This window comes from Parasphingorhabdus sp., assembly GCF_036963705.1.
Lineage (GTDB): Bacteria > Pseudomonadota > Alphaproteobacteria > Sphingomonadales > Sphingomonadaceae > Parasphingorhabdus.
Genome location: NZ_JBALUT010000005.1, coordinates 1 through 24,486 on the forward strand (window position 1 = coordinate 1; position 24,486 = coordinate 24,486).

Here is a 24,486-nt window from a genome sequence, read left to right on the forward strand (position 1 = left end):
CGCTAATCGCACCGCTGGTCTACGCGGTGCCTGTGCAATTGCTCGCCTACCATGTGGCGGTCGCAAAAGGCACCGATGTCGATCAACCCCGCAATCTCGCAAAATCGGTAACGGTGGAATAATCATGGCAACTAACCCCTCCCTCGTTTCCGTCGAGTCCGCCAGCGGCAAGTTCCAGCAGACCGTTAGGGTCGGCAAACATGTCTTTCTGGCTGATGAGCCCGAGTCCTTCGGTGGCACCGATAGCGGGCCTTCGCCTTATGATCTGCTGCTTGCGGCACTGGGAAGTTGCACGTCGATGACCATGAAAATGTACGCCGACCGCAAGGGCATCCCGCTCGAAGGCGTGCATATCGTTCTCGAGCATAGTCGGGAACATGTTGAAGACTGCGAAAGCTGTAACAATGATGACAACCGGATTGATGTAATTGATCGTTCGATCGTCCTTCGAGGCGACCTGACCGACGAGCAACGCGGAAAACTGCTCGAAATTGCGGAAAAATGCCCGGTTCACCGGACGCTGGAAAATCGCATCGATATTCACACGCTGGAAGTGCGCGAATGACTGATATTGCAGGCGGTTGCCACTGTGGCGCGGTGCGTTTCGAGGGGGCGGTTGAAAATGCGCCCGAGATGCTCGACTGCAATTGCTCGATCTGCGCCCGGACCGGCTTTCTGCATCTGATCGTGCCGCATCAGGATTTTACGCTGCTGAAAGGCGAGGGCGACCTTTCCAGCTACAGGTTCGGCAGCGGGCAGGCCGAGCATCTTTTTTGCAAACATTGCGGCGTCAAAAGCTTCTATCAACCGCGCTCCCATCCGGATGGCTGGAGCGTAAATTACCATTGTGTGGATGATGGTCATGACCTGAAGCCGACGATCAGAAAATTTGATGGCCGGAACTGGGAAAAATCCAAAGCCGGATTGTAGCGGCATCGCCGAAATGTAAAGGGCCCGCTGGTTTGTTCCAACGGGCCCTTTTCCAATCGGTCAAATCAATTTAGCCGAGATCGAAGCGACCCGCACTCATTACCTTCGTCCATGCCGCGACGAAATCTTCCACGAATTTCCGTTCATGGCCATCTTCGGCATAGACCTCGGCGACAGACCGTAGTTGCGAGTTCGATCCGAACACCAGATCGGTCCGCGTCGCGCGCCATTTTTCGTCGCCCTTCAAGCGGCATTTGCCGATGAACAACTCGTCGCCCGACTCGTCCACGACTTCCCAGACCGTGCCCATCTCGAGCAGATTGACGAAAAAGTCGTTGGTCAGCTGACCGGGGCGATCTGTGAAAATGCCTTCGGTCGGTGCGCTCGAATGGTTGGCTCCGAGTACACGCAGCCCGCCAACAAGAACCGTCATTTCGGGAATGGAAAGATCGAGCAGATTGGCACGATCGACCAGCATATCCTCGGTCTTCACGCTCGCCTTGGTCTGCAGATAATTGCGAAAACCATCGGCAAAGGGTTCAAGCGGTTCGAAGCTTTCGGCATCGGTATGCTCGTCCGTCGCATCGCCGCGACCGGTGGTGACCGGAACGCTGATGTCGAAGCCGGCATCCTGCGCGGCCTTCTCGACCGCAGCGCTACCCGCAATCACGATCGCATCGGCCATTGAAAGCGAGCCGCGCAGTTCGTCAATTTTTGACAATACCCGGGCCAGTTCTTCGGGATCATTGGCTTTCCAGTCCTTTTGCGGGGCCAGCCGAACCCGAGCACCATTGGCTCCGCCACGATGATCGCTCTTGCGATAGGTGGAGGCCGATGCCCAGGCTGCCTTGACCAGCTCAGGAACCGAAAGTCCGCTGTCGAGTATGTTGGACTTGAACGTAGAGACATCGCTGTCGGATGCCTGTGTTCCAGCCGGAACGGGGTCCTGCCAGATCAGGTCCTCGGCGGGCACCTCGGGGCCAAGATAACGGACCTTGGGTCCCATATCGCGATGGGTCAGTTTGAACCATGCGCGAGCGAAGGCATCGTCCAGCGCCGCCTGATCATCGCGGAAACGCTCGGAAATCTTGCGATAGTCCGGATCGCGCTTCAGCGCCATATCGGCGGTCGTCATCATCGTCGGAACCTTCTTGGACGGGTCACGGGCATCGGGCGCCATATCCTCGGGGTCCGGATTGACCGGCTGCCATTGCTTGGCGCCTGCAGGGCTTTCGACCAGCTCATAATCATATTTGAACAACAGCCGGAAATAGTCACCGCCCCATTGGGTCGGGTTCGGTGTCCAGGCCCCCTCGAGGCCAGAAGTGGTAATATGTCCCTCTCGGATCTGCTCGGGGTCGGTAGCCCAGCCAAAGCCCATCAGATGCAAGTCGCCGGATTCCGGGTCACCGCTCAACTGGTCGGGCGGGACCGCGCCGTGGCATTTGCCGAAAGCATGACCGCCGGCGGTCAGCGCGACGGTTTCCTCATCATTCATCGCCATGCGCAAGAAGGTTTCCTTCATATCGCGCGCCATGCCTTCTGGGTCGTGCGGATTGCCGCCTGGCCCTTCCGGGTTGACGTAGATCAGACCCATCTGAATCGCCGCTAGCGGGTTTTCCATTGCCTTGCCTTCGTCGGGATTGATGCGCGTCGGAACGCCTTCATTGACCCATTGTTCTTCCGAACCCCAGTAGACATCGGTTTCCGGAGCGTAGACGTCCTTACGACCACCACCGAAGCCGAACACCGGACCGCCCATCGACTCAATCGCGACATTACCGGTGAGGACGAACAGATCAGCCCAGCTGATGTTCTCGCCATATTTCTTCTTGATCGGCCAGAGCAGGCGCCTCGCCTTGTCGAGATTGCCGTTATCGGGCCAGCTGTTGAGCGGAGCAAAGCGCTGCTGTCCGCTGGATGCGCCGCCGCGACCGTCGCCAGTACGATAGGTGCCGGCCGCGTGCCACGCCATGCGGATGAAGAACGGACCATAATGGCCATAATCTGCTGGCCACCAGGGCTGGCTGTCGGTCATCAAGGCGGTGAGGTCATCTTTCAATGCCTGATAATCCAGTGACTTGAACGCCTGAACATAGTCGAAGTCGGGTCCCATCGGATCGGGGGACGCGCCATTTTGCGTGAGGATTTCGAGCTGGAGGGAATCTGGCCACCAATCGCGATTCTGCCTGCCGAGCAGGGCGCGAACCCCGCCACCAGAGCTCATCGGGCAACCTTCGGGGGAACCGGTTGTTTTCATGTCCATGTGAGTATCTCCTATGATTTTGCGTCATATCTTCCGTTGACGGCTGATATGCGCTTATAGCGGAGATCGGCGCGCGGATTAAACGAATTGTCCCTGTCTGTGTGATCACTATTGTCGATAATGCCCGACTATGCGGCGTGCTGCGCGCTACGCAGCACCACGATTGACCACCTTCATGAAGCGGCATATAAGACCATCCCAATGCGGAGGCGGCCAGTCGGGTCGCCTTTTCTATTTTGTTTAGGTCCAGTTGTTGGAAGGAAAGTAAAATGACGATTACCCCGCTCATGCCCGTATATCCCCGGTGTGGTTTTCGTCCGGTGCGAGGCGAGGGCGCCTGGCTCATTTCCGAAGACGGTAGCCGTGCGCTTGATTTCGCCAGCGGCATCGCGGTCAATCTGCTCGGGCACGGCCATCCGCATCTGACCAAGGCAATCCAGGATCAGGCCGCAACCCTGATGCATGTCTCTAATCTTTACGGCAGCCCGCAAGGCGAGAAATTCGCCCAGCGTCTGGTCGACACGACTTTTGCCGACACGGTGTTCTTCACCAACAGCGGCGCGGAAGCGGTTGAGTGCGCGATCAAGACCGCGCGCGCCTACCATCAATCGACAGGCAGTGACCGCTTCGAAATCATCACCTTCAAGAACGCCTTCCATGGCCGGACGATGGCGACGATCTCGGCTTCCAATCAGGAAAAGATGCACCACGGTTTCTCGCCGCTTCTCGCTGGCTTCAAATATGTCGAATTTGACGATCTGGCGGCTGCTGAAGCGGCGATCACCGACAAGACGGCTGCATTTCTCGTCGAACCGATTCAGGGCGAGGGCGGTGTCCGTCCTGCTTCGGACGCGTTTATGAAGGGTCTTCGCGATCTCGCCGACAAGCACGGCATATTGCTGGCACTGGACGAAGTGCAATGCGGTGTCGCGCGCACCGGCGCGCTCTATGCCTATGAACTCTATGGCATCAAGCCTGATATTGTCGCGACCGCCAAGGGTATCGGCGGCGGTTTTCCGCTTGGCGCCTGTTTGGCGACCGAGGATGCGGCCCGGGGCATGGTGCCGGGAACTCATGGCTCCACTTATGGCGGCAATCCGCTGGCAATGGCCGCCGGAAATGCGGTCTGGGACGTGGTCGCCAATGACGAATTTCTGGAAAATGTCCGGAAGACCGGCGAAAAACTGCGCGCAGCAATCGAACAATTTATCGGCAATTATCCCAATCTGTTCATCGGCGTTCGCGGCAAGGGCCTGATGCTCGGCATCATGATGACGCAGGAAGCGCGCAGCTTCGTCGCCCATCTCCGTGACAATCATGGTCTGCTGACCGTGGCAGCCGGGGACAATACATTGCGGATATTGCCGCCGCTGAATATTGAAGACAGCCACATTGCGACGTTCATCGAGAAACTGTCTGCCGCCGCGGCTGACTATGTGGCTCCAGCATCATGAGCCGGCATTTTCTGAACCTTTCTGACGCCGGTGGTGATGCTATCGCGGCGATGATTTCCGACGCAATTGACCGTAAGGCGGCTCGCGCCGGCTTTCCCAAGGGCAAGCCAGATACTGACAAGCCATTGGCCGATCATGTGCTGGCAATGATTTTCGAAAAGAGCAGTACCCGGACCCGGGTGTCGTTCGATATTGCCATCCGACAGCTTGGCGGTTCGAGCATCGTTATGGACAGCGGTGGTATGCAACTCGGTCGCGGTGAGACCGTTTCCGACACTGCCAAGGTTCTGTCCCGCATGTGCGACGCGATCATGATCCGTACCGACGACCACGGAAAAATCGAGGACATGGCCAAAAACGCCAGTGTTCCGGTGATCAACGGCCTGACCGATCTGTCGCATCCGTGCCAGATTGTCGCCGATCTCCTGACTTTGGTCGAGCACGGCAAATCACTGCCAGGCCTTGAAATCGCATGGCTGGGTGACGGCAACAATGTGCTCAACAGTATCGTCGAAGCCGCTGGACTGATGAAATATAATGTCCGGATCGGTTGTCCCGAGGGCTATGATCCAGATCCGAAATTTATCGAGAAGGCAAAGGCTGCCGGCGCGAGCATCTCGATTCATCGGGACGAAAATGAAGCTGTCGCGGGCGCGGACGTTGTCGTGGCCGATACGTGGGTGTCGATGGGCCAGGAGCATGTCGAAGCTAAGCTTGCGGCGATGATGCCTTATCAGGTCAATGATGTGATGATGGAGCAAGCCAAACCCGACGCCTTGTTCCTGCACTGTCTGCCCGCACATCGCGGTGAAGAAGTCATGCCTTCGGTCATTGATGGCCCGCAATCGGTGGTCTGGGACGAAGCGGAAAACCGAATTCATGCGCAGAAATCTGTTTTGCGCTGGTGTTTTGGCCAGATCTGATGGCGGAAATGGCACCAATCGACAGTATCTTGTCCTTCTCGATCCCTGCGAAACATTGTCGTGGGCGTGTCGTCCGGCTCGGCCCGGTCCTCGATGATATTCTCGGCGCGCATGATTACCCGCCAGCAATCCGCGATATTCTGGCGGAAGCGGTTTGTCTGACCGCGATGTTGGGCGCGTTGTTGAAGGATGAAGATGCACAACTGACCTTGCAGGCGCAAACCGAAGCCGGCGTGATCAATCTGCTGGCCTGTGACTATAAGGATGGCGCTCTGCGTGGCTATGTCGAGTTTGACCGGGAACGGCTTGCGTCGCAACCAGTGGAACCGAGCCTGATGGCATTGTTCGGGAAAGGCTATCTGGCAATTACCTTCGATCAGCCGGCACCGCGTGGCCGCAATCAGGGTATCGTGCCGCTGGAAGGAGCAAGCCTCGCTGAGGCAGTGCAAAATTATTTTTTCCAGTCAGAGCAGATTCCGACGCTGATCCGCGTTGCGATCGACGAGAGCGACGGCAAGGTCGTCGCTGGTGGTTTGTTGGTCCAACATCTCCCCGACGGTGAGGATGGCCGCGAACGGCTTCATGTCCGCCTCGACCACCCCGAATGGGAGCATGTCGAGATCATGGGTGGCAGCGTCAAGCCTACAGAACTGACCGAACCCGCGCTGCCTTTGGAAGAGATTTTATGGCGCCTGTTTAGCGAGAGCGACGAGGTGAGGCTTTTGAGCGGTAAACCGTGCGTTAAGGGATGCCGTTGTAATGAAGATCATATCCGGGACGTAATTGCTCGTTTCCCGAAAGAAGATAAGGACGATATGGTCGACGAACAGGGGAATATCGCAATAGACTGCGCTTTCTGCAGCAAGACATTCACGATTACGGGCGCTAGCCTGAATAATTGAGTGTTGTCGGAAATGTGGCAAATAGCCGCATTTGTCGAAAACTTCCTATCGGTTGCCATATTTCGTGACAATATGGGCCGTAATTCATAATTATTTCAGAACTGGCAGACGACTTTTAACGCAACCAATATGACAGGAGAATATCAATGAAAGGCTTGAAACTGATCAAAATCATCAGCGCAACAGCCGCCGTCCTGTCGGGGTTTGCGGTTGCCGCTCCCGCACAGACACCGGGCATGGCTTTGCTCGACGGGTTGATGCAGGGGGAATGGACCCTGAAAGAACGCGGTTCTCGCGCACCGGGTAAGAAAGTATGTCTGGGAAATCCCGAATTGCTGCTGCAGATCCAGCACGGCAATGCAAATTGTACACGCTATGTTATCGAAAATGGCCCGAAGAAGCTTCGCGTGAGCTATAAATGTGGCGGTGCCGGATATGGTGTTACCCAAATCAAACATGAATCCAGCAGCTTGGTGCAGATATCCACACAGGGCATCAGCAATGGCGATCCCTTTACAATCGAACTTGAGGGCCGCCGCACTGGCAGTTGCTAGGTTCGGACCCTAGCAGCGATTTGCGCGCAAAACTTGCACCGCGCCAGCAAGGCGATTAGCGGAGCGCATCATGACTTCCGAATCGAAAAAAGCGATCATATTATTGTCCGGTGGACTGGATTCGATGGTGTCTGCGGCAATCGCCGCAGAGCAGGGCTATCGGCTGATTGCGCTGACCGTGGACTATAACCAGCGCCATAAGATCGAGCTCGAATCCGCGCAGAAAATCGCAGAGAAGCTTGGCGTGGACGAACATATCATCCTGCCGCTTGATCTCAGCCGCTTCGGCGGATCGGCGCTGACCGCCGATATTGATGTACCAAAAACCGGTGTAGCCGATGACATCCCGGTGACTTATGTGCCGGCCCGTAACCTGATTTTCCTGTCGCTGACACTCGGCCTGGCGGAAGCAAGAGATGCACGGGATATTTTTATCGGGGTAAATGCACTGGATTATTCCGGTTATCCAGATTGCCGGCCTGAGTTTATCGAGGGGTTCGAGAGACTCGCCGATCTGGCGACCAAGGCTGGTGATCAAGGGAGCGGCTTCACCATCCAGACTCCGCTGCAGCACATGACCAAGGCGGATATTGCCAGAGAAGCGATTCGGCTCGATCTCGATCCCGCCTGGAGCTGGTCCTGTTATGACCCTGCGCCCGGAAATCTGCCGTGTGGTCTCTGTGACAGCTGTCGTTTGCGGCAAAAAGGCTTCGAAGAGGCCGGGATCGTCGATACCACCCGTTATGTGACTTTATGAGCTACGCGGTCAAAGAACGGTTTCTGACCCTTCAGGGCGAAGGCGTGCACGCCGGACGCCGGGCGGTCTTTGTCCGTTTCGCCGGATGCAATCTCTGGTCGGGGCTGGAACGGGATCGCGCGGCGGCAATCTGCCAGTTTTGCGACACTGATTTTGTCGGCATGGACGGCGAAGGCGGCGGTCGTTTCAAGACGGCGGACGCTCTTGCCAAGGCAGCGGCAGACACATGGGGTAGCGAGAGGGACTCCCGATTCATCGTTCTAACCGGCGGCGAGCCGATGTTGCAGGTCGATCAGCCTCTGATCGACGCGCTTCACGCCGAAGGTTTTTTCATTGCTATCGAATCGAACGGGACGCTGGCCGTTCCCCGTACGATCGACTGGATCTGTATCAGCCCGAAAGCGCAAAGCGAGACGGTTCAACATTCGGGTGATGAGCTGAAGCTCGTATGGCCGCAGGCCGATAGTAACTGGCGGGCGATGGAAAACTGGGACTTCGCCAATCTTCTGCTGCAGCCGATGGACGCGCGCGGCGATGACGATGTTAGCAAGGCCAATCTCGAACAGGCCATTGCATTTGTGCAGGCCCATCCGAAATGGCGCTTGTCATTACAGACTCACAAGATTCTCGGCCTGGCCTGAGCGGCCCGAACTTTTATTCGTCCGGTTCTTCCGTTGATTCTTCTCCGGCCGTCGATGTTTCGTCTGCTGCCTTGTCCGCCGAATCACCTTCTTCCTCTCCGGTAGCATCGGTGCTCTTGATCGTGTCGACATCAACCATTTCGTCGCTGATCGTACCGTCGATGACATCAACATCGTCCATCTGGGTCTCGGTGACTTCGCCCGCCTCAGGTGCTTCGTTGCCGGAACAGGCGGAAATGGTCAGCGCTACGGCCGAAACTGCGGCAAATTTGACGAATTTGGTCATGATAGATCCTCTTGTTTTCAATATATATAGCGACTTAGCATAGGCTCCAGTCAGGCCTGATCAATCGCTTTCAGGAAACCGCCGACCGTTTTTTGCAACGCTTCGTCAAACTCCTGAAGACTTACCGCGATACCCAGTTGGGCAAGGCTAGTTACCGGAAATTCACTGATCCCGCAGGGGATGATACCGCCAAAATGGCTGAGGTCGGGGTCAATATTGACCGAAAAACCATGCATTGTGACCCATTTGCGGATGCGGATGCCGATCGCGCCAATCTTGGCTTCCTGTCCATCCGGTGTATCGCACCAGATGCCGACGCGGCCTTCGACCGCTCGCGCGGCGACGCCGAATTCAGCCAGTGCTGCGATCACCCAGGCTTCCATTGCATGGACATATCCGCGAACGTCCGAATTGCGCTTCTTCAGATCGAGAATGACATAGCCGACCCGCTGACCCGGCCCGTGATAGGTATGTCGGCCTCCGCGGCCCGTATCATAGACCGGAAAGGACTGGCTGAGGAGTTCCGCCGGATCGGAGCTGGTGCCGGCGGTATATAGTGGAGGATGTTCGAGCAGCCAGATCAGTTCCTTGTCGTTTCCGGCCTGGACAGTCGCGTTGCGTCGTTCCATTTCGGCCAGGGCTTCGGGATATTCAACCTGTTCAGGCGAAATACGCCATTCGATATCAAGGGGAGCGTTCATAATATTTTCGTGCACTTTTGCTGACCTGGTGGCAAGGGCTGGTAATCGAGAAATGGACCCGGGAATGAAAATGACAAAGCTGAATTATATGCAATGCTGGAATGGTGCGATGGCTCTGCTCGGCGCGCATAAAGAAGCAATTCTCGCGATTGCCGGGGTGTTTCTGTTTCTCCCGACCTTTTTATTCGCCCAGTTTATCCAGCAGCCGGTTCTGACCGGCGACGAGGATGCCAATGCCTTGCTGGCCGTCTATTCGGTCTATTTCAGCGAGAATGCCCTGCCAATCATGTTGTCCAATCTGGTAATCAGCTTCGGCGGCCTGGCGATCTATTTCACCCTGGCGCCATCGCGCGACCACACCGTCGCCGACAACCTGATGGCGGCGTTGAAGGTCTTTTTAATCTATCTCGTCGCCAATCTACTGACTGGCTTGCTGACGTTGATGGGCTTTTTCTTCCTCATCCTGCCCGGTCTGTACCTAGCGAGCCGGTTCGCACTGGTGCCGATCGTGATCGTCGATCAGGCCGAGCGAAATCCGATCGAAGCGCTAAGGAAAAGCTGGTCATTGACCCAGAATAACGGCTTTTCCATTCTGCTCTTCATCCTGATCATCGCAATTGTGGGTACAATCGCCGTTGGCGCGCTTCAGGCGGTTACCGGTATCGTTACCGGGCTGGCGACCAGCGGCGCTGGCTGGCCATTCATCGAAAATCTGGTGGCTTCGCTAACCGGGACGGCTTTTCAGCTGGTGCTCGCGGTCGTCGTCATGTCCGTCTATCTTGAACTGGCCGGCAAGAAGCGTGACGTCCGGGAAATCTTCAACTGAGTATAGGCACATGCGGTGCAGCGGTTCTGGGCAAATGGCCGGTCAGTCGCGGATCCGGCATCAAATCGAACTGCTGCTTGAATACCCGGAAGCCATTTTGCCGGTAAAAGGGCAGGGCTCGCGGTGAATCCTGCGTGCAAGTGTGTAGCCAGACGCGTTTGATATCGTCTCGCCAGGCCATTCTCAGTGCCTGACCCATCATCCAGTGACCGTGCCCCTTGCCGTTCATCGAGGCAACCAGGCCAAAAAAGCCAATCTCGCATTGCCCTGTCACCCGGAAGTCGAGCTCGATAAAGCCGACCGGCGTGTCACCTTCTCGGACGATATGGATTTCGGTAGCCGGATGATGCAAGATTTCCTCAACTGTATCTGTGTCCATCAGCAATCGAGATGTCCACAGCCATGGTTCCCCGACCGCCCGAAATAATGCCAGATAATCCGCAACCGGTGGCTCGAACCACCGTTCCAGCGTAAGGCCTGAACCGGACGCAGTAAGGACCGGCTTGTCCAGCATTTCGAGATGGGTGATGATCGTCGGAACATGGCCCTTCGGAACATCCTGGGGCAGGTTGTCCGCGCTATCTACACCCATTTGGCTTCTGGCGGCAGGCTCATCAATATCGCATCGACATTGCCACCGGTCTTGAGGCCAAAGGCCGTGCCGCGATCGTAGACCAGATTAAACTCGGCATAGCGCCCGCGCCAGACCAGCTGTTCCTGCTTGTCTTCCTCGCTCCACTCCATGCCCATCCGCTTGCGCACCAGTTTCGGGAATATATCAAGAAACGCTCGCCCCACATCCTGGGTGAAGGCAAAATGCCGGTCGAAATCCTTTTCGTGGTCCAACTCGATATGATCGTAGAATATCCCGCCGACCCCGCGGTGAACCTGCCGGTGCGGAATGTAGAAATAGTCATCGGCCCATTTCTTGAACCGGGGATAATATTCCGGGTTATGCGCAGCGCAAGCCGAGCGCAACCGGGCGTGAAATTGCTCGGTATCTTCTTCATTGGGAATGGCGGGATTGAGATCCGCACCGCCGCCGAACCAGCGTTTGGTGGTGCACAGGAAGCGGGTGTTCATATGAACGTTGGGGACATGGGGATTCGCCATATGCGCGACCAGACTAACGCCGGTCGCAAAGAATCGTGGATCATCTTTCGCGCCGTTGATCTGTCCGGCAAATTCGTCGCTGAACACGCCGTCTACGGTGGAAATATTGACGCCGACCTTCTCGAAAATCTTGCCTTTCATCAATCCCTGCATGCCGCCGCCGCCGGGGCTACCGTCAGGATTTTGGCGATCCCAGGGAATATAATCAAAAGTGGCGTCGCTACCGGCTTCCACTTCGATCTTTTCGAATTCGGCACATATTTGGTCGCGCAGTTCCTTGAACCACGTCTGGGCTGCTAGTTGTTGGTCGTCCAATTTTGTCGTCATTTCGGAAATTGTCCTGTTTGTCTAAGAGCTTCCCCCAAGGCCATGCCAGCCGAAACCGCCAGATTCAAGCTGCGCATCCCGGCCTTCATCGGGATCGTGATTCGCCCATCGCATTGATCATGTATAGTCAGGGGAACTCCTGATCCTTCCGAACCGAACAATAATATATCGGATTTCCGATAGTCGAATCCGATATGCGGCTGCTCAGCCCTGCTGGAAAGCAGGATAATCCTAGCATTGCGGCTTTTTACGCTTTGATAAAATGCATCCCAGTCGGCATGGCGTGTATATTCAACATGCTCGAAATAATCCATTCCGGCACGTTTAAGACTGCGATCGCTAAACGGAAATCCACAGGGTTCAATTATATCGACGGGCACGTCTAAACATGCACAAGTCCTTAATATTGTTCCTAAATTTCCCGCAATCTCGGGCTGATATAATGCTATCCTCATCAAGCCCTCACCATGTGCGACAAGGGAATGTTAGGTCAATCGAAAATTCACTGTTGGCAAACCCTATCCTTCGCGGCTATCAGGCGCGCAATTCACTGCCTGTTCACGCTGTTGGTAAGCAGCATCGAACGTTCGGGCAGTCGGGGGTCATAATTATCAATAGGGCTTGTTTGCATGGCAACGGTTGAAACAGCTGAAACGGCAGTCGCAGAAGATGGCGGCGTTCGCCGCCGGGATTTTATCAATATCGCAGCGGTAAGCTTCGCGGGTGCGGGGGCTGTCGCCACCGTTTTTCCGCTGGTCAACCAGATGAACCCGAGCGCGGACGTTCTCGCTCTGGCATCGATCGAAGTCGATATTTCGGCCATTGAAACCGGTCAGTCGATCAAGACCAGTTGGCGCAAGCAACCGATTTTCATCCGCAATTTGACGGCAGAAGAAATTGCCGAAGCCAATGCGGTGAACGTTTCCGAACTGCGCGATCCACAGACACTGGCCGAGCGGACAACCGCTGGTAAAGAAAACTGGCTGATTACTCTGGGTGTTTGCACCCACCTCGGTTGTGTGCCGCTCGGCGCCGCTCAAGGGGAAGTAAAGGGTGAGTATGGCGGATATTTCTGCCCTTGCCACGGTTCGCATTATGATACGGCCGCACGCATTCGCAAAGGCCCGGCACCAAGCAATCTTGAAGTGCCGTTGCATGAATTCCTATCAGACACCGTCGTGAAAATCGGCTAAAGGACAGATAAAAATGAGCTTTCCTTGGGCAAAACAATATACACCAACAACCGAATTCGGTCAGTGGATGGACAAGCAGCTTCCGCTGCCCCGTTTCGTTTATAATAGCGTAGGCGCTGGTTATCCCGCGCCACGCAATTTGAACTATATGTGGAACTTCGGTTCGTTGGCCGGCCTGTTCCTGGTCATCCAGATCGTTACCGGTATCATTTTGGCCATGCATTATGCGGCCAATTCCGAAATCGCTTTTGACTCGGTCGAGCATATCATGCGCGACGTGAACAGCGGTTGGATGATCCGCTATGCCCATGCCAATGGCGCAAGCTTCTTCTTCATCGCTCTCTATATGCATATCGCTCGCGGCCTCTATTACGGTTCGTACAAGGCCCCCCGCGAAATGCTGTGGCTGCTCGGCGTCGTGATCTATCTGTTGGCTATGGCCACCGGATTTCTGGGCTATGTGCTTCCATGGGGACAAATGAGCTTCTGGGGGGCCAAGGTGATTACCGGCCTGTTTGAAGCCATTCCGTTCATCGGCAAGCCTATACAAGAGCTGCTGCTCGGTGGTTTTGCACCTGATAATGCCGCATTGAACCGCTTTTTCTCGCTGCACTATCTGTTGCCATTCGTGATTGTTGGTGTCGTCATCATGCACATCTGGGCATTGCACATTCCGGGTTCCAACAACCCGACCGGTGTCGATATCAAGGGACCGCAGGATACGGTTCCATTCCACCCTTATTATACCGCGAAAGATGGTTGGACAGCTGGTCTTGCTTTGATCTTCTTCACCATATTGATGTTCTTCATGCCAAACGCACTTGGGCATGCGGACAACTATATCCCCGCCAACCCGCTTTCCACTCCGGCGCATATCGTTCCGGAATGGTATTTCTGGCCCTGGTACGCCATCCTGCGCGCCTTCACCTTCGACTTCCTCTTCATTCCTGCGAAATTGCTCGGTGTGTTGGCGATGTTCTCCGCAATCCTGGTATGGTTCTTCCTGCCTTGGCTGGACAAATCTCCCGTACGGTCGGGCAGCTTCCGGCCGAAGTTCAAGGTGTTTTACATCATCCTTGTGATTGACGTCTTGATACTCGGATATTGTGGCGGTGCACCGGCTGCAGAGCCATTCGTAATGATCAGCCAATTGGCAGCGGCTTATTATTTCGCGCATTTCCTTATCATTTTGCCACTGTTGTCGCGGTTGGAAAAACCTGAGCCGTTGCCGAACAGTATCACTGAATCGGTGACCGGCAAGCCACTCACAACTGCCAGTTAAGTATTAGGGACCCGTCGCAATGGTAAGAATTATCGGAATCTTGATTGGCTTGTTTTTCTCAGGCTGGCTCTTGGTCTCATTCGGAATGGGGGCAGTAGAATATGTCACTAACCCACCCGTCGAAACTGCCGAGCATGAGTTTCACAAAGAAGCGAAGGATATCTCCTTCACATCCGACGGCCCGCTAGGTAAATTTGATCGCCAGCAACTGCAGCGCGGCTTTCAGGTGTACAAGGAAGTTTGTGCAGCTTGTCACTCGCTCCGTCTGGTAGCCTTCCGCAATCTGGAAGAAATTGGCTATAATGAAGACGAAGTGAAGGCGATTGCAGCCAATTGGGCGATCCAGACTCCGGATATCGATCCGGCGACCGGTGAAATGTCGAGCCGTCCGCCACTGGCTGCAGACAAATTCCCCAAGCCTTTCGCTAATAATGTTGCTGCCGGCGCTGCGAATAACAACGCCATTCCACCTGACCTGTCCTTGATCACCAAGGCACGGGAAGGCGGAGCACCATATGTCTATTCCTTGCTGACCGGCTATCAGGCTCCACCAGCGAACCTGCCCAAGGCCAACCAGCCGGGACCAGGTCTGCATTATAATCCTTATTTCGCGAACCTGAACCTTGCGATGGCACCACCACTGGCGGCTGCGGATATGGTTAGCTACTCCGATGGCACCAAGGCCAGTATCGAACAGATGGCAGAAGATGTTTCCGCCTTCCTGATCTGGAGCGCCGAACCCAAGCTGGAAGAACGCCATCAAGCTGGCTGGGCGGTTCTCGCATTCCTGCTGATCGCAACCATCCTGGCCTATCTGTCCTACCGGACGATCTGGGCTGATGTGAAAGCCGAAAAGAAAAAGAAATCATCTGAAGCCTAGTTTCGGCAGGTTCCACTAAATTGAAAAAGCCCGCTTCATGCGGGCTTTTTCATGTCTGAACTCTGCTAGTGCGCCAAAACCGAATTGATCGCCTTCTTCCAGCCTTTAAGGCGACTACGTCTGGTTTTTAGATCGATATCCGGTTCGTGGACATCCAGCCCCGATATCATCACCGAAGCTGCTTCGAGTGACTCGTAGATTCCGCAGCCCACAGCCGCAAGCATTGCTGCGCCCAGCGCCGTGGTCTCGAAGAACCCTGGTCGTTCGACCGAAATATTCAGTATATCTGCCAGATCCTGGACCATCCAGTCATTGGCAACCATTCCGCCATCGATCCTGAGGTTTTGCCAGTCGACGCCGTCGGCGGAAAATGCGGTTTTCAGATCATGACATTGATAGGCCATTGATTCGAGCGCAGCGCGCGCAATATGCGCCTTTTTGGACGAGAAGCTGAGGCCGGAGATGGTTGCGGTAGCCTCTGCCCGCCAATGGGGTGCGCCGAGGCCAGACAGGGCAGGAACCAAATAGACCCCGCCATTATCGTCGACCGAGCGGGCCAGTTCCTCGCTCTCGCCGGCATATTTGAGCAAGCCGACATCGTCGCGCAGCCATTGCATCAGGCTCCCTGCTACAAATACCGAGCCCTCGAGCGCGTAGATACGTTTACCCTGATGCTGATATAATATCGTCGATAAGAGTCGATTTTCCGACCGGGGTGCTGTGTCTCCGCTGTTGGTCAAGATGAAGGCGCCGGTTCCGAATGTGGCTTTTGTCTGACCCACTTCCAGGCAGGCCTGACCGATGGTGGCCGCCTGTTGATCGCCAGCCGAACCGCAAATGGCGATCGAACCACCGAACAGGTCCACCGCAGTGGTCCCGAGATCTCCGGCACAGTCGACAATCTGCGGGAGCGCCTGCCGCGGGATGTCGAATAGCGCGAGCAGCTCGTCATCCCAGTCCTCCCCGTCCAGCGCCATCAGCATGGTTCTGCTGGCATTGCTGGCGTCGGTCAGATGCTGTCCACCGGTCAACCGGTAGATAAGATAGGATTCGATAGTGCCGAACGCCAGATTATCCCCCGCCGCGCGTATTTCTGGCCAGTTTTCCAGCATCCAGCCGATTTTGCTACCCGAGAAATAGGGATCGAGCAGCAAGCCGGTCTTTTGCTGGATCATCGGTTCGAGGCCCTCGGCTTTCAGAGCGTCACATTTGCCAGCCGTCCGGCGATCCTGCCAGACGATCGCCCTGGCTAGCGGCTCGCCACTCCTTTTATCCCAAGCAACGACGGTTTCGCGCTGATTGGTGATTCCGATCGCCGCAATTTTGTCGGCACCACCGGCCTTCTCGATCATTTTTTGACAGCAGCTCAGGGTTTTTTCCCAGATTTCAGCGGCATCATGCTCGACCAAGCCCGGAGCCGGATAATACTGCTGCAACGCCTCCTGCTGTGACCCGTGCAATTTCCCGTCGGCACCAAACAGCATCGCTCGCGTCGAAGTCGTTCCTTCATCGATCACCAAAATCTGCTGTGGCACCATCATTCGCTCCCTTATTTCGAACCTTGCTATAAGCTGGCCTGCAAAAGGCAAGCGAAAGCCATGCAAAACTCTGCGATGTTGCGATGCAACATTGCACGAATCTCAGGTTTCTCTATGACTGGCGTGATGTATGATCTGGCTATTATTGGCGGCGGCATAAACGGCGTCGGGATTGCGCGCGACGCAGCGGGCAGGGGACTGAAGGTCTTGCTGGTCGAGCGCGACGACCTCGCCTCGCACACTTCGTCGGCGAGCACGAAACTGGTCCACGGCGGCCTGCGCTATCTCGAGCATTACGAGTTCAATCTCGTCCGCAAGGCGCTGAAGGAGCGGGAGGTTCTGCTCCGCGCCGCTCCCCATATCATCTGGCCGATGCGCTTTGTACTACCGGTTGACAAGGGCATGCGGCCCGCCTGGTTGCTGCGCCTTGGCCTGTTTCTCTACGACCATCTCGGCGGTCGCGACATCTTGCCGGGCACCAAGGGTGTGAACCTGCACAGGGACCATCGCGGTGATCCGCTGCAAAAGCGGCTCAAGAAAGGATTCGCTTATTCTGACTGCTGGGTAGAGGACGCGCGTCTGGTATCGCTCACTGCCCGTGATGCAGCCGAACGGGGTGCCGACATCCGGACCCTGGCGGAATGCGTCGCTCTGGATCGTGGAGCCGATCACTGGAATCTGGACATCCGTCAAAATGGTGCGGTTAAAGCCGAGCAGGCCAGGGTACTGGTCAACGCAGCCGGCCCGTGGGTCGATCCGGTAACCACCATGTATGACCAGAGTGCCAATGCGGCGAAGCTACGCTTGGTCAAGGGCAGCCATATTGTCGTCAAACGCAAATATGAAGGCGACCACAGCTATATCTTCCAGAACCGTGATGGCCGGATCATTTTCGCCATTCCCTACGAGGGCGACTACACTCTGGTCGGCACCACAGACCAGCCGTGGAGTTATGCCGAGGGCCCGGCCAAGATCAGCGATAGCGAAATCGACTATCTATGTGCCGCCGCCAGCGAATATTTCGAGGATCCGGTGGCACGCGATGACATCGTCTGGACCTATTCCGGTGTCCGCCCGCTGTTCGACGATCACAGCCGGACAGCTGCAACCGTCACCCGGGATTTTGTGTTTGACTATGACAATGAAAATGGAGCTCCGGTGCTCTCGATCTTTGGCGGCAAGATAACCACCTATCGCGTACTCGCCCTGCAAGCGATCCGGACCTTGTCGGAAGCCCTGGATGTAGACGGGGACGACTGGACCGAGGAATCGCATTTGCCCGGCGGCGATTTTGCCCCGGATCGTTTTGAAGCGCTGGTCGATCAATATGCTAGCCAGTGGGATTTTCTCGAGCGGTCGGTCTTGCGCCGCCTGGTCAGAGCCTATGGCACAGACACCGCTTTGATTCTCGACGGCGTCAAAGGCGCGGAAGGTCTGGGCCAGGAATTTGGTTCGGGTCTTTACGAAATCGAAGTCCAGTGGCTGATCGACCGTGAATTTGCCTGCTCGGCAGATGACGTGCTGTGGCGGCGGTCGAAACTCGGATTGCATATGAGCGAGACCGAGAAGCAGGGCGTTGCACTCTGGTTTGATCAACGGAAGCAGCGAGCAAAGCCCGAAATCAACCTTTCCTGATTGACGCACCACAAAAGCGGTGGCAATAGCGGGCCATCCGGTTGATCCGGACATGCGGGTGTAGCTCAATGGTAGAGCAGAAGCCTTCCAAGCTTACGACGAGGGTTCGATTCCCTTCACCCGCTCCAATATTTCTTCATAAAAAATCTGATATTTTTCCCTTAATCATATGATTTATAAGGAAGTTTTTGCGCACTCTCTTTCTGGAGAGGTCATAACCTAATATAGTAAATTAAAAATAGCTCTTAAATTTATGTTTTTAAATAATTATATTGCTAAATATTTCGGGCCGAATATTCAAAACGGAGCGTGTTGACCGTGTTGATGGTGGGAGTCTGGGATTTTGCAGCCACCAATATCCGCGATCGTGGGCTCAAAAAATTGAAACCCTGAAAAATGTTGGACCGCATTAGGCTGACCGCTGGAAAATCATGCCATGGTCGATTGTACGGCTGAGTCAGCTTTCAGCGTATCCGGTTACAGTTTTCTGCATCTACGTTGAACTAAATGGCGTTTTTCTGGGAAAAACCCGCATTATTGCGCCAATAACCCTGACATATCGCCCGATCTAAGCTCTATGGGCTAGGCTTGGCGAGGGGCCAGAAAAGACTATTTCGAACAATATCTATGCTGTCTTTGACGATATTGTCGGAAGTGCAATCTTCTTGTCACCGAATCGAACAGTGAATATCCGGCTAAATCCGGCTAAATCCGGAAATTTGGAATATCTATCGTTTCAGTCAGAACGCTAGATTTCAGCTAGATATAGATCGTTTATAGCGCTGATCAAAGTTGCAGTTAGCAAATCGCCCCGGTCGTCCCTGACCCCGGCTATATGTCTCCAATTTCTACTCGCGTCATCCCGTGATCATCGCCTCACACCGCCGATTTAGCCTCGATCGAGCCTAACCATAAACTTATGTTTTCAGACAATGGGATTATTGTTTTCAATATATATGTTTCTTGTCCCGATTTTGACCGGTTGTAGTCGAACTTGACGACGTTAAAGCCAAATCGTCGAAACTGGCGGTTTCTGAGATTGGATGTTCGACCGAAATATCGTAAATGTACCACCGAAAATGAATATTAATGAGAACATTGCATTTCATTCCCGCCACATCGATGTCAGTTCCTTCCGATGATTTTTCCGGTTCGTGCAGACCGGCAAAATAGCTCGGTTCTGCTCACGAGCAGAATGTTATTGTTTGCAGTTTTCCCTGCTTTTTAGCCAAAAGTAGGACCCATAACCAACTCGAAAGATCAAGACCATTTGTGCAGAATGTTATTGTCTGACGCGCGCTAAACGGCCTAAATATAAAGTTGCTGTTTGCATCTGAAGGCATCTGTAACGGTAGGTGCTCTGTAAAACGTCACATTAGGGGCATTCTGGGCGAAGTCGCTCTCCAGCTAAGCATAATGTTATTGTTCATCGCGCTATTTGCCGACCGAATTGAGCAAAAAGGTGGGCAAACCTGATCATATCGCAAATTTCGAGGGGCGGCGCACTGGATGCGTTCCGAAATTGGGGAGTTTTGCCGGAATTGCCGGTTCATCTTGCGCCCGGATGAACGGTGATCAGCTTTCGTTACAATTTGCGACAATTTTTGTCTGTTCTGACAAAGTTCAGCGACAAGTGTCTATTAGAAAGACATTCATGACGGAAAGACAGACCGTCTCCCTGAACTGGAATATGAGGAACATGAATATGAAAAAAGCAATTTTGATCTCGAGCGCTACCGCTTTGTTGATGGCCGGCGGAATCGCCGTTGCTGCTCCGGGTGACCGCGGCATGCGCGCAGATACCGATGGCGACGGCGCGATAAGCCGGGCGGAGATGACCGCATCGCTGAACGCCCGTTTCACCAAAATGGATGTCAATGGCGACGGCCAGCTTTCCAAGGAAGATCGTGATGCCAAAAAAGCCGAGCGTTTTGCCAAAATGGACGCCAATGGCGACGGTGAACTGACCGAAGCGGAAATGACCGCAGCTCGTGCGGCACGCAAGTCCGAGCGCTTTGCCCGGGCCGATACCGATGGCAACGGCAAGTTGAGCCAGGCGGAAGCCCAGGCAAAGCACGGCAAGCGCGGCGGTAAAGACATGCGCGGAAAACGTGGCGGTCGTGGTGGCATGGGAATGATGCGCGGTGCCGATACCAATGGTGATCAGATGATCAGCAAGGCAGAATTTACCGCGGCTGCAATCGCCCGCTTTGACAGGGCCGATGTCAATAATGATGGCAAGGTCACCAAAGAAGAGCGCCAGGCAGCTCACAAGGCCAATAAAGGTCAACGGAATAAAAGAGGCGGTTAATCCCTGAACCACTCTTTTGCGAACGGATCGTCAGCCATCTCCCCCTTCTCCCCCAAATTGGCTGGCGGTCCGTTCCTTTTTGCATTTCCTGTGATAGGCTGATCCGATGGTGAACAAGACACATATATTGCTAGTCGACGATGAAGCATCGTTGCGGGAACCTTTGGCAGAATATCTGGTCAAACAGGGCTACAAGATACAGCAGGCGGCCGATGCCAGCATCGCGCGATCGCTGCTCAATGCTTATGACTTCGACATAATATTGCTCGATATCATGATGCCCGGGGAAGACGGGCTCAGTTTGTGCCGCTATGTCACCGACAAAACCGACGTGCCGGTCATCTTCATCAGTGCAAAGACCGAAGAGACCGAGCGGATTATCGGCCTTGAGCTCGGTGCTGACGACTATATCACCAAGCCGTTCAGCCCGCGGGAACTGGTGGCACGGATCAAGGTCATTTTGCGCCGCGCCGAGAAGGGCGGAGCAAGGAATAACGGCACGACCGGAGGAGCCTATCAATTTTCGGGATGGACGCTCAAATGCGACAAGCGCAGTCTGATCGATGCAGAAGGCGTGAATGTTTCGCTTTCGACCGGTGAATATCAGATGCTTCTGGCGCTGGTCTCGCGCGCAGGCCAGATACTCAACCGCGACCAGTTGCTGGACATCACCCAAGGTCGTGAGGCCCATGCCTTCGATCGCGCGGTTGATAACCAGATCAGCCGGCTCCGGCGCAAGATCGAAGCCGACCCCAAAAACCCGGAAATCATCAAGACCGTATGGGGTGGCGGTTATATGCTCGCCGGTGAGGTGAAATCGCTGTGAGGCGTCTTTGGCCCAATAGTCTGGTCGGTCAGCTGCTGCTGATCGTCGCGTTGATGCTGCTGGTTGCACAGGGCGTAAACAGCTATCTTCTCTATCGCGGAGCGCAAAATCAGAATCTGGCTGAAGCCTCGACGTCAGCAGTCACCCGGATTGCATTTGCTCTCGAGCGGCAATCGATGAATCGTCGCGATGATCGAGGCGGAGCAATGGCTGGGCGGCGTGGAGGGCGACTGAAATATAGTCCGGAAAGTGCGGTTACCGAGGATATGAAGCGCTTGCCGGAACTCGAAGCGCGGGCAGGTCAGGCCTTTGCCAATATGGGAATCGGATTCTCCGATATTCGCGCATCGGCGGTCAGGCAGTTGACGACAGACATGACCGGCTATGCGATCGGATCAAATCGCGGAAAGTGGCGCGACAACCCGATCAACAGATCAATGGGGGGCAGGGCACTGCCACTCGAAACGAAGGGTTTTGTCATTATCTCTGCCCAGCAGGACGATGGTCAATGGATCAGCGTCGCTTCCGCCGTTCACGAGCGTAAACCCCTGCTGATCAGAACCTTGCTGTTTCAGACGATGATTATCTATCTGCTGATGATGATTCCGCTGATCCTCCTGGGACGATACATCTCGCGACCCTTGAAAACGCTCACCGCAAAGGCGCGTTCTTTTCAACCCGGCGAAACGCAGGCTTTGGCCGAGCAGGGGCCACCGGACACCCGGGAATTGATTCGCGCTTTCAATGACATGAGTGGTCGTGTCAGCAATATGCTCAACGAAAAAAATGTCATGCTCGGAGCTATCGGTCACGATCTGCGGACGCCGCTGGCTGCGCTGCGGGTCAGGGTTGAAAATGTCGATGATGACATCGAGCGCGGAAGGATGGTCGCAGGCATCGAAGATATGGATCAGATGTTGGACGATATCCTCTCGCTTGCACGGCTCGGCAGGTCGACGGAACCGTCGGATCCGGTCGATATCCGGTCGCTGATTGAAACCGTGGTCGATGAGTTCACCGATCTTGGTCATGACGTTCATTATCAACGCGGCGAGAGGCAAATCGCGGCTGTAAGGGAGACGCTGATTCGCCGAGCGCTGCGAAATCTGATCGGAAATTCGATTCTCTACGGCAAAGCTGCGGATATCTCTGTGGAAAAGTCTGGCAATAAGCTGATGATAATTGTCGATGACGATGGGCCGGGCATCCCCGAAGAAAAAATAGATGCGATGTTTGAACCGTTCCTGCGTGGCGAAGAATCGCGCAATCGCGCAACCGGTGGATCGGGTCTGGGTCTGACGCTGGCGCGGGCCATCGCCCGGGATCATGGCGGTGATATCATCCTGTCAAATCGGCAAGAAGGTGGTTTGAGGGCGACGCTGTCCTTGCCGGTCTGATCTTTTCGTCATTCCTGACCGGCGTCGGTCAGGGCGGCCTATATCCTAGTTTTCAGTGTCTTTCGGCAATGGCTTGGGCTCGGCCCCATCTATGCCGTCTGCGGCCAGTTCAGCGTCAATATCTTCCGCCAGCGCCTTGACTGCCTCATCAGCTGCTTCTTCCAGAGACTGGGCGTCTTCCTCGATGCTGTTTTCCCGCTCTGCAATCGCCGCTTCACCCTGATCCTCGATTGGGCTTTCAGAGCAGGCCGCCAGCATCAGCATGGCCGGCACAAGGGCATTGCGCGCTCTCATTTTTTCACCGGCATGGTGAAGTCCGCATCACTGTTGGCGATGATCGAAAGCACAGTGGTCCAGGCAGCGACATTTTGGCGCAATTGTTTTGGATCGATCTTGTCCAGCGTATCATCAGGCGTATGATGAAGGTCAAAATAACGGGTTCCATCCTGCTGCAAGTCAATGATTGCCAGATTGCTGTCGGCAATGATCGGTCCGACATCGGCGCCACCCCCGGCCTGACCGCCAGACCGACCAACACCAAGATTTAGGAGGCTGGCCGCAATCTCGTCCGCCACAGTCTTGGCGGAGTCGGGCATTGTGAATTCAACCCGCCAGACATTGTCGGCGCCGAAGTCCGATTCCATCGCGATCGCGTGTTTCTTGTCGCGATGGGCATCGCGATAGGCCTTGCCGCCCCAGATGCCGACCTCCTCTGCACCTGCCCACAATAATCTAATAGTTCTAAGTGGTTGTCCGTGATCCTTAATATTCTTTGCCGCTGCTGTGATGATCCCGCAGCCGGCTGCATCATCAAATGCGCCGGTAGCCAGATCCCAGCTGTCTAGGTGGCAAGCGATCAATATCATCGGCAGGCTCGGGTCGCGGCCGACGACTTCAGCGATGACGTTACCCGATTCCTGCTGACCGACATTCTTGGGCGTCAGAACCAGGTTCATAGTTACCGGCTTGCCCGATTTCTGGTCAAGTTTGACCATCCGCTCGAGATTGTCGGCATCGGGGAGCGACAAGGCGCCCGCCGGGATCGCCTTGATTCCTTCACCAAAACCGGTGCTGCCTGTGTGCGGGTTGCGGTGATTATCGGTGCCGATCGATTTGATGACATAGGCCGCCGCGCCTTTTTGCGAGGCTATCGAGGGGCCAAACCAGCGAACCGGGCCGAAGGCGCTATAGCTGGAGCCATCCTGAGTCCGGTGCATGTTGTGGGTCACAAAGGCGATCTTGCCGGTCAGACTGCCATCGGGAACCGCCTTCATCGCTTCGAGAGAATCGAAATAGGCGACTTCTGCGGTAATTCCCTTGTCGTCGGTGCTGGCGCTATTGCCCAATGCGGTCACCATCAGCTTCTGCGGGTAGGGCGCTACTACCGACGCCGTCTCGTCGCCACGTACCCAGGTCGGCATCATGAAGCTTTCGCTGCGGACATTCTGGAACCCCAGCGATTTCAGCTTGGCGACCGACCAGACCCGCGCCCGCGCTTCCTGTTCGGTGCCCGCCTGCCGTGGCCCGACCTCGGTGGTCATGCCTTCGATAATGTCATAAGCGACATCATCCTGCAGCGCCTTGGCCTGCAAGTCTTGGACGCCGTGATTGTCAGCGAGAGCAGCGGTGGACAGAATCAGCGCGGATGCGCCAGCGAGCAGGGTGGTTATGTTTCTCATGACCGGTGACTAACCCGCCTTTTGCGGTTTGCCAATAGGCTCGGCAATGGTCCCTTGCGACTGGC

25 protein-coding genes and 1 tRNA gene are annotated in these 24,486 nt (G+C 55.2%); 17 read left to right on the forward strand and 9 right to left on the reverse strand.

What is annotated here, in order from left to right; all coding sequences use genetic code 11:
* Positions 1-124 precede the first annotated feature (124 nt).
* Together V7680_RS01870 and V7680_RS01875 are read left to right on the forward strand one after the other, a co-directional pair.
* Positions 125-565 (forward strand): OsmC family protein, encoded by a 441-nt coding sequence (locus V7680_RS01870; RefSeq protein WP_335651589.1) that lies wholly within the window; start codon positions 125-127, stop codon positions 563-565.
* Positions 562-930 (forward strand): GFA family protein, encoded by a 369-nt coding sequence (locus V7680_RS01875; protein WP_335651590.1) that lies wholly within the window; start codon positions 562-564, stop codon positions 928-930. The genes V7680_RS01870 and V7680_RS01875 overlap by 4 nt, the downstream gene beginning before the upstream one ends.
* Before the next feature lie 70 nt (positions 931-1,000).
* Here V7680_RS01875 and katG read toward each other — a convergent pair whose 3' ends face one another.
* Positions 1,001-3,196, reverse strand: a complete 2,196-nt coding sequence (gene katG, locus V7680_RS01880) for a catalase/peroxidase HPI (RefSeq protein WP_335651591.1) — start codon at positions 3,194-3,196, stop codon at positions 1,001-1,003.
* A gap of 269 nt (positions 3,197-3,465) precedes the next feature.
* On the opposite strand from katG, the gene V7680_RS01885 reads away from it, so the two are divergent.
* The 6 genes from V7680_RS01885 (at position 3,466) to queE (ending at position 8,427) form a co-directional block, all read left to right on the forward strand.
* Entirely contained in the window at positions 3,466-4,650 is a 1,185-nt protein-coding gene (locus V7680_RS01885; protein ID WP_335651592.1) for an aspartate aminotransferase family protein, read from the forward strand.
* On the forward strand, positions 4,647-5,573 hold the full coding sequence (gene argF, locus V7680_RS01890; RefSeq protein ID WP_335651593.1) for an ornithine carbamoyltransferase: 927 nt from the start codon (positions 4,647-4,649) through the stop codon (positions 5,571-5,573). The genes V7680_RS01885 and argF overlap by 4 nt, the downstream gene beginning before the upstream one ends.
* Positions 5,573-6,475, forward strand: coding sequence for an Hsp33 family molecular chaperone HslO (hslO, locus tag V7680_RS01895; protein ID WP_335651594.1), 903 nt, complete (start codon positions 5,573-5,575; stop codon positions 6,473-6,475). Before argF ends, hslO begins: the two co-directional genes overlap by 1 nt.
* Before the next feature lie 146 nt (positions 6,476-6,621).
* On the forward strand, positions 6,622-7,029 hold the full coding sequence (locus tag V7680_RS01900) for a DUF3617 domain-containing protein (protein WP_335651595.1): 408 nt from the start codon (positions 6,622-6,624) through the stop codon (positions 7,027-7,029).
* Positions 7,030-7,096: 67 nt separating this feature from the next.
* A complete protein-coding gene (gene queC, locus V7680_RS01905; RefSeq protein WP_335651662.1) occupies positions 7,097-7,786 on the forward strand; it encodes a 7-cyano-7-deazaguanine synthase QueC in 690 nt (229 codons plus the stop codon).
* Positions 7,783-8,427 (forward strand): 7-carboxy-7-deazaguanine synthase, encoded by a 645-nt coding sequence (queE, locus tag V7680_RS01910; RefSeq protein WP_335651596.1) that lies wholly within the window; start codon positions 7,783-7,785, stop codon positions 8,425-8,427. Before queC ends, queE begins: the two co-directional genes overlap by 4 nt.
* Positions 8,428-8,440: 13 nt before the next feature.
* Here the strand turns inward: queE and V7680_RS01915 are convergent, their stop codons facing one another.
* Both V7680_RS01915 and lipB read right to left on the reverse strand, forming a co-directional pair.
* Positions 8,441-8,713 carry a hypothetical protein gene (locus V7680_RS01915; protein WP_335651597.1) on the reverse strand — a complete coding sequence of 91 codons (273 nt, stop codon included), beginning with the start codon at positions 8,711-8,713 and terminating at the stop codon, positions 8,441-8,443.
* 50 nt (positions 8,714-8,763) lie between these two features.
* Positions 8,764-9,414 (reverse strand): lipoyl(octanoyl) transferase LipB, encoded by a 651-nt coding sequence (gene lipB / locus V7680_RS01920; RefSeq protein WP_335651598.1) that lies wholly within the window; start codon positions 9,412-9,414, stop codon positions 8,764-8,766.
* Between the two features lie 70 nt (positions 9,415-9,484).
* Between lipB and V7680_RS01925 the strand changes: the two genes are divergently transcribed.
* The gene (locus V7680_RS01925; protein ID WP_335651599.1) at positions 9,485-10,240 is read left to right on the forward strand and encodes a hypothetical protein; all 756 of its coding nucleotides are present in this window, start codon (positions 9,485-9,487) and stop codon (positions 10,238-10,240) included.
* On the opposite strand, the gene V7680_RS01930 is transcribed toward V7680_RS01925, so the two are convergent.
* The 3 genes from V7680_RS01930 to V7680_RS01940 are packed head-to-tail and all read right to left on the reverse strand — an operon-like array spanning position 10,233 to position 12,135.
* Positions 10,233-10,832 carry a GNAT family N-acetyltransferase gene (locus V7680_RS01930; RefSeq protein ID WP_335651600.1) on the reverse strand — a complete coding sequence of 200 codons (600 nt, stop codon included), beginning with the start codon at positions 10,830-10,832 and terminating at the stop codon, positions 10,233-10,235. The two genes, V7680_RS01925 and V7680_RS01930, sit on opposite strands and share 8 nt — an antisense overlap.
* On the reverse strand, positions 10,823-11,680 hold the full coding sequence (hemF, locus tag V7680_RS01935) for an oxygen-dependent coproporphyrinogen oxidase (RefSeq protein WP_335651601.1): 858 nt from the start codon (positions 11,678-11,680) through the stop codon (positions 10,823-10,825). The genes V7680_RS01930 and hemF overlap by 10 nt, the downstream gene beginning before the upstream one ends.
* Positions 11,677-12,135, reverse strand: a complete 459-nt coding sequence (locus tag V7680_RS01940) for a tRNA (cytidine(34)-2'-O)-methyltransferase (protein WP_335651602.1) — start codon at positions 12,133-12,135, stop codon at positions 11,677-11,679. Before V7680_RS01940 ends, hemF begins: the two co-directional genes overlap by 4 nt.
* Before the next feature lie 174 nt (positions 12,136-12,309).
* On the opposite strand from V7680_RS01940, the gene petA reads away from it, so the two are divergent.
* Genes petA through V7680_RS01955 form a run of 3 tightly spaced genes read left to right on the forward strand, consistent with a single transcriptional unit; the run spans position 12,310 to position 15,035 of the window.
* A complete protein-coding gene (petA, locus tag V7680_RS01945; RefSeq protein ID WP_335651603.1) occupies positions 12,310-12,873 on the forward strand; it encodes a ubiquinol-cytochrome c reductase iron-sulfur subunit in 564 nt (187 codons plus the stop codon).
* A gap of 13 nt (positions 12,874-12,886) precedes the next feature.
* Positions 12,887-14,155 (forward strand): cytochrome b, encoded by a 1,269-nt coding sequence (locus V7680_RS01950; RefSeq protein WP_335651604.1) that lies wholly within the window; start codon positions 12,887-12,889, stop codon positions 14,153-14,155.
* A 19-nt stretch (positions 14,156-14,174) separates the two neighbouring features.
* Positions 14,175-15,035, forward strand: a complete 861-nt coding sequence (locus tag V7680_RS01955) for a cytochrome c1 (protein WP_335651605.1) — start codon at positions 14,175-14,177, stop codon at positions 15,033-15,035.
* A 65-nt stretch (positions 15,036-15,100) separates the two neighbouring features.
* On the opposite strand, the gene V7680_RS01960 is transcribed toward V7680_RS01955, so the two are convergent.
* On the reverse strand, positions 15,101-16,570 hold the full coding sequence (locus V7680_RS01960; RefSeq protein ID WP_335651663.1) for an FGGY family carbohydrate kinase: 1,470 nt from the start codon (positions 16,568-16,570) through the stop codon (positions 15,101-15,103).
* Positions 16,571-16,687: 117 nt separating this feature from the next.
* On the opposite strand from V7680_RS01960, the gene glpD reads away from it, so the two are divergent.
* The 5 genes from glpD to V7680_RS01985 all read left to right on the forward strand — a co-directional run bounded on the left by glpD (position 16,688) and on the right by V7680_RS01985 (position 22,742).
* A complete protein-coding gene (glpD, locus tag V7680_RS01965; RefSeq protein ID WP_335651606.1) occupies positions 16,688-18,208 on the forward strand; it encodes a glycerol-3-phosphate dehydrogenase in 1,521 nt (506 codons plus the stop codon).
* A 54-nt stretch (positions 18,209-18,262) separates the two neighbouring features.
* Positions 18,263-18,336 (forward strand) — tRNA-Gly (locus tag V7680_RS01970).
* 1,577 nt (positions 18,337-19,913) lie between these two features.
* Positions 19,914-20,519 carry a hypothetical protein gene (locus V7680_RS01975; RefSeq protein ID WP_335651607.1) on the forward strand — a complete coding sequence of 202 codons (606 nt, stop codon included), beginning with the start codon at positions 19,914-19,916 and terminating at the stop codon, positions 20,517-20,519.
* Positions 20,520-20,625: 106 nt separating this feature from the next.
* Positions 20,626-21,345, forward strand: a complete 720-nt coding sequence (locus V7680_RS01980) for a response regulator transcription factor (protein ID WP_335651608.1) — start codon at positions 20,626-20,628, stop codon at positions 21,343-21,345.
* Complete coding sequence (locus V7680_RS01985) at positions 21,342-22,742, forward strand: sensor histidine kinase (RefSeq protein ID WP_335651609.1); 1,401 nt, start codon at positions 21,342-21,344, stop codon at positions 22,740-22,742. Before V7680_RS01980 ends, V7680_RS01985 begins: the two co-directional genes overlap by 4 nt.
* A 45-nt stretch (positions 22,743-22,787) precedes the next feature.
* On the opposite strand, the gene V7680_RS01990 is transcribed toward V7680_RS01985, so the two are convergent.
* Positions 22,788-23,036, reverse strand: a complete 249-nt coding sequence (locus V7680_RS01990; protein WP_335651610.1) for a hypothetical protein — start codon at positions 23,034-23,036, stop codon at positions 22,788-22,790.
* Entirely contained in the window at positions 23,033-24,421 is a 1,389-nt protein-coding gene (locus tag V7680_RS01995; protein WP_335651611.1) for a M28 family peptidase, read from the reverse strand. The genes V7680_RS01990 and V7680_RS01995 overlap by 4 nt, the downstream gene beginning before the upstream one ends.
* Positions 24,422-24,486: the final 65 nt, after the last annotated feature.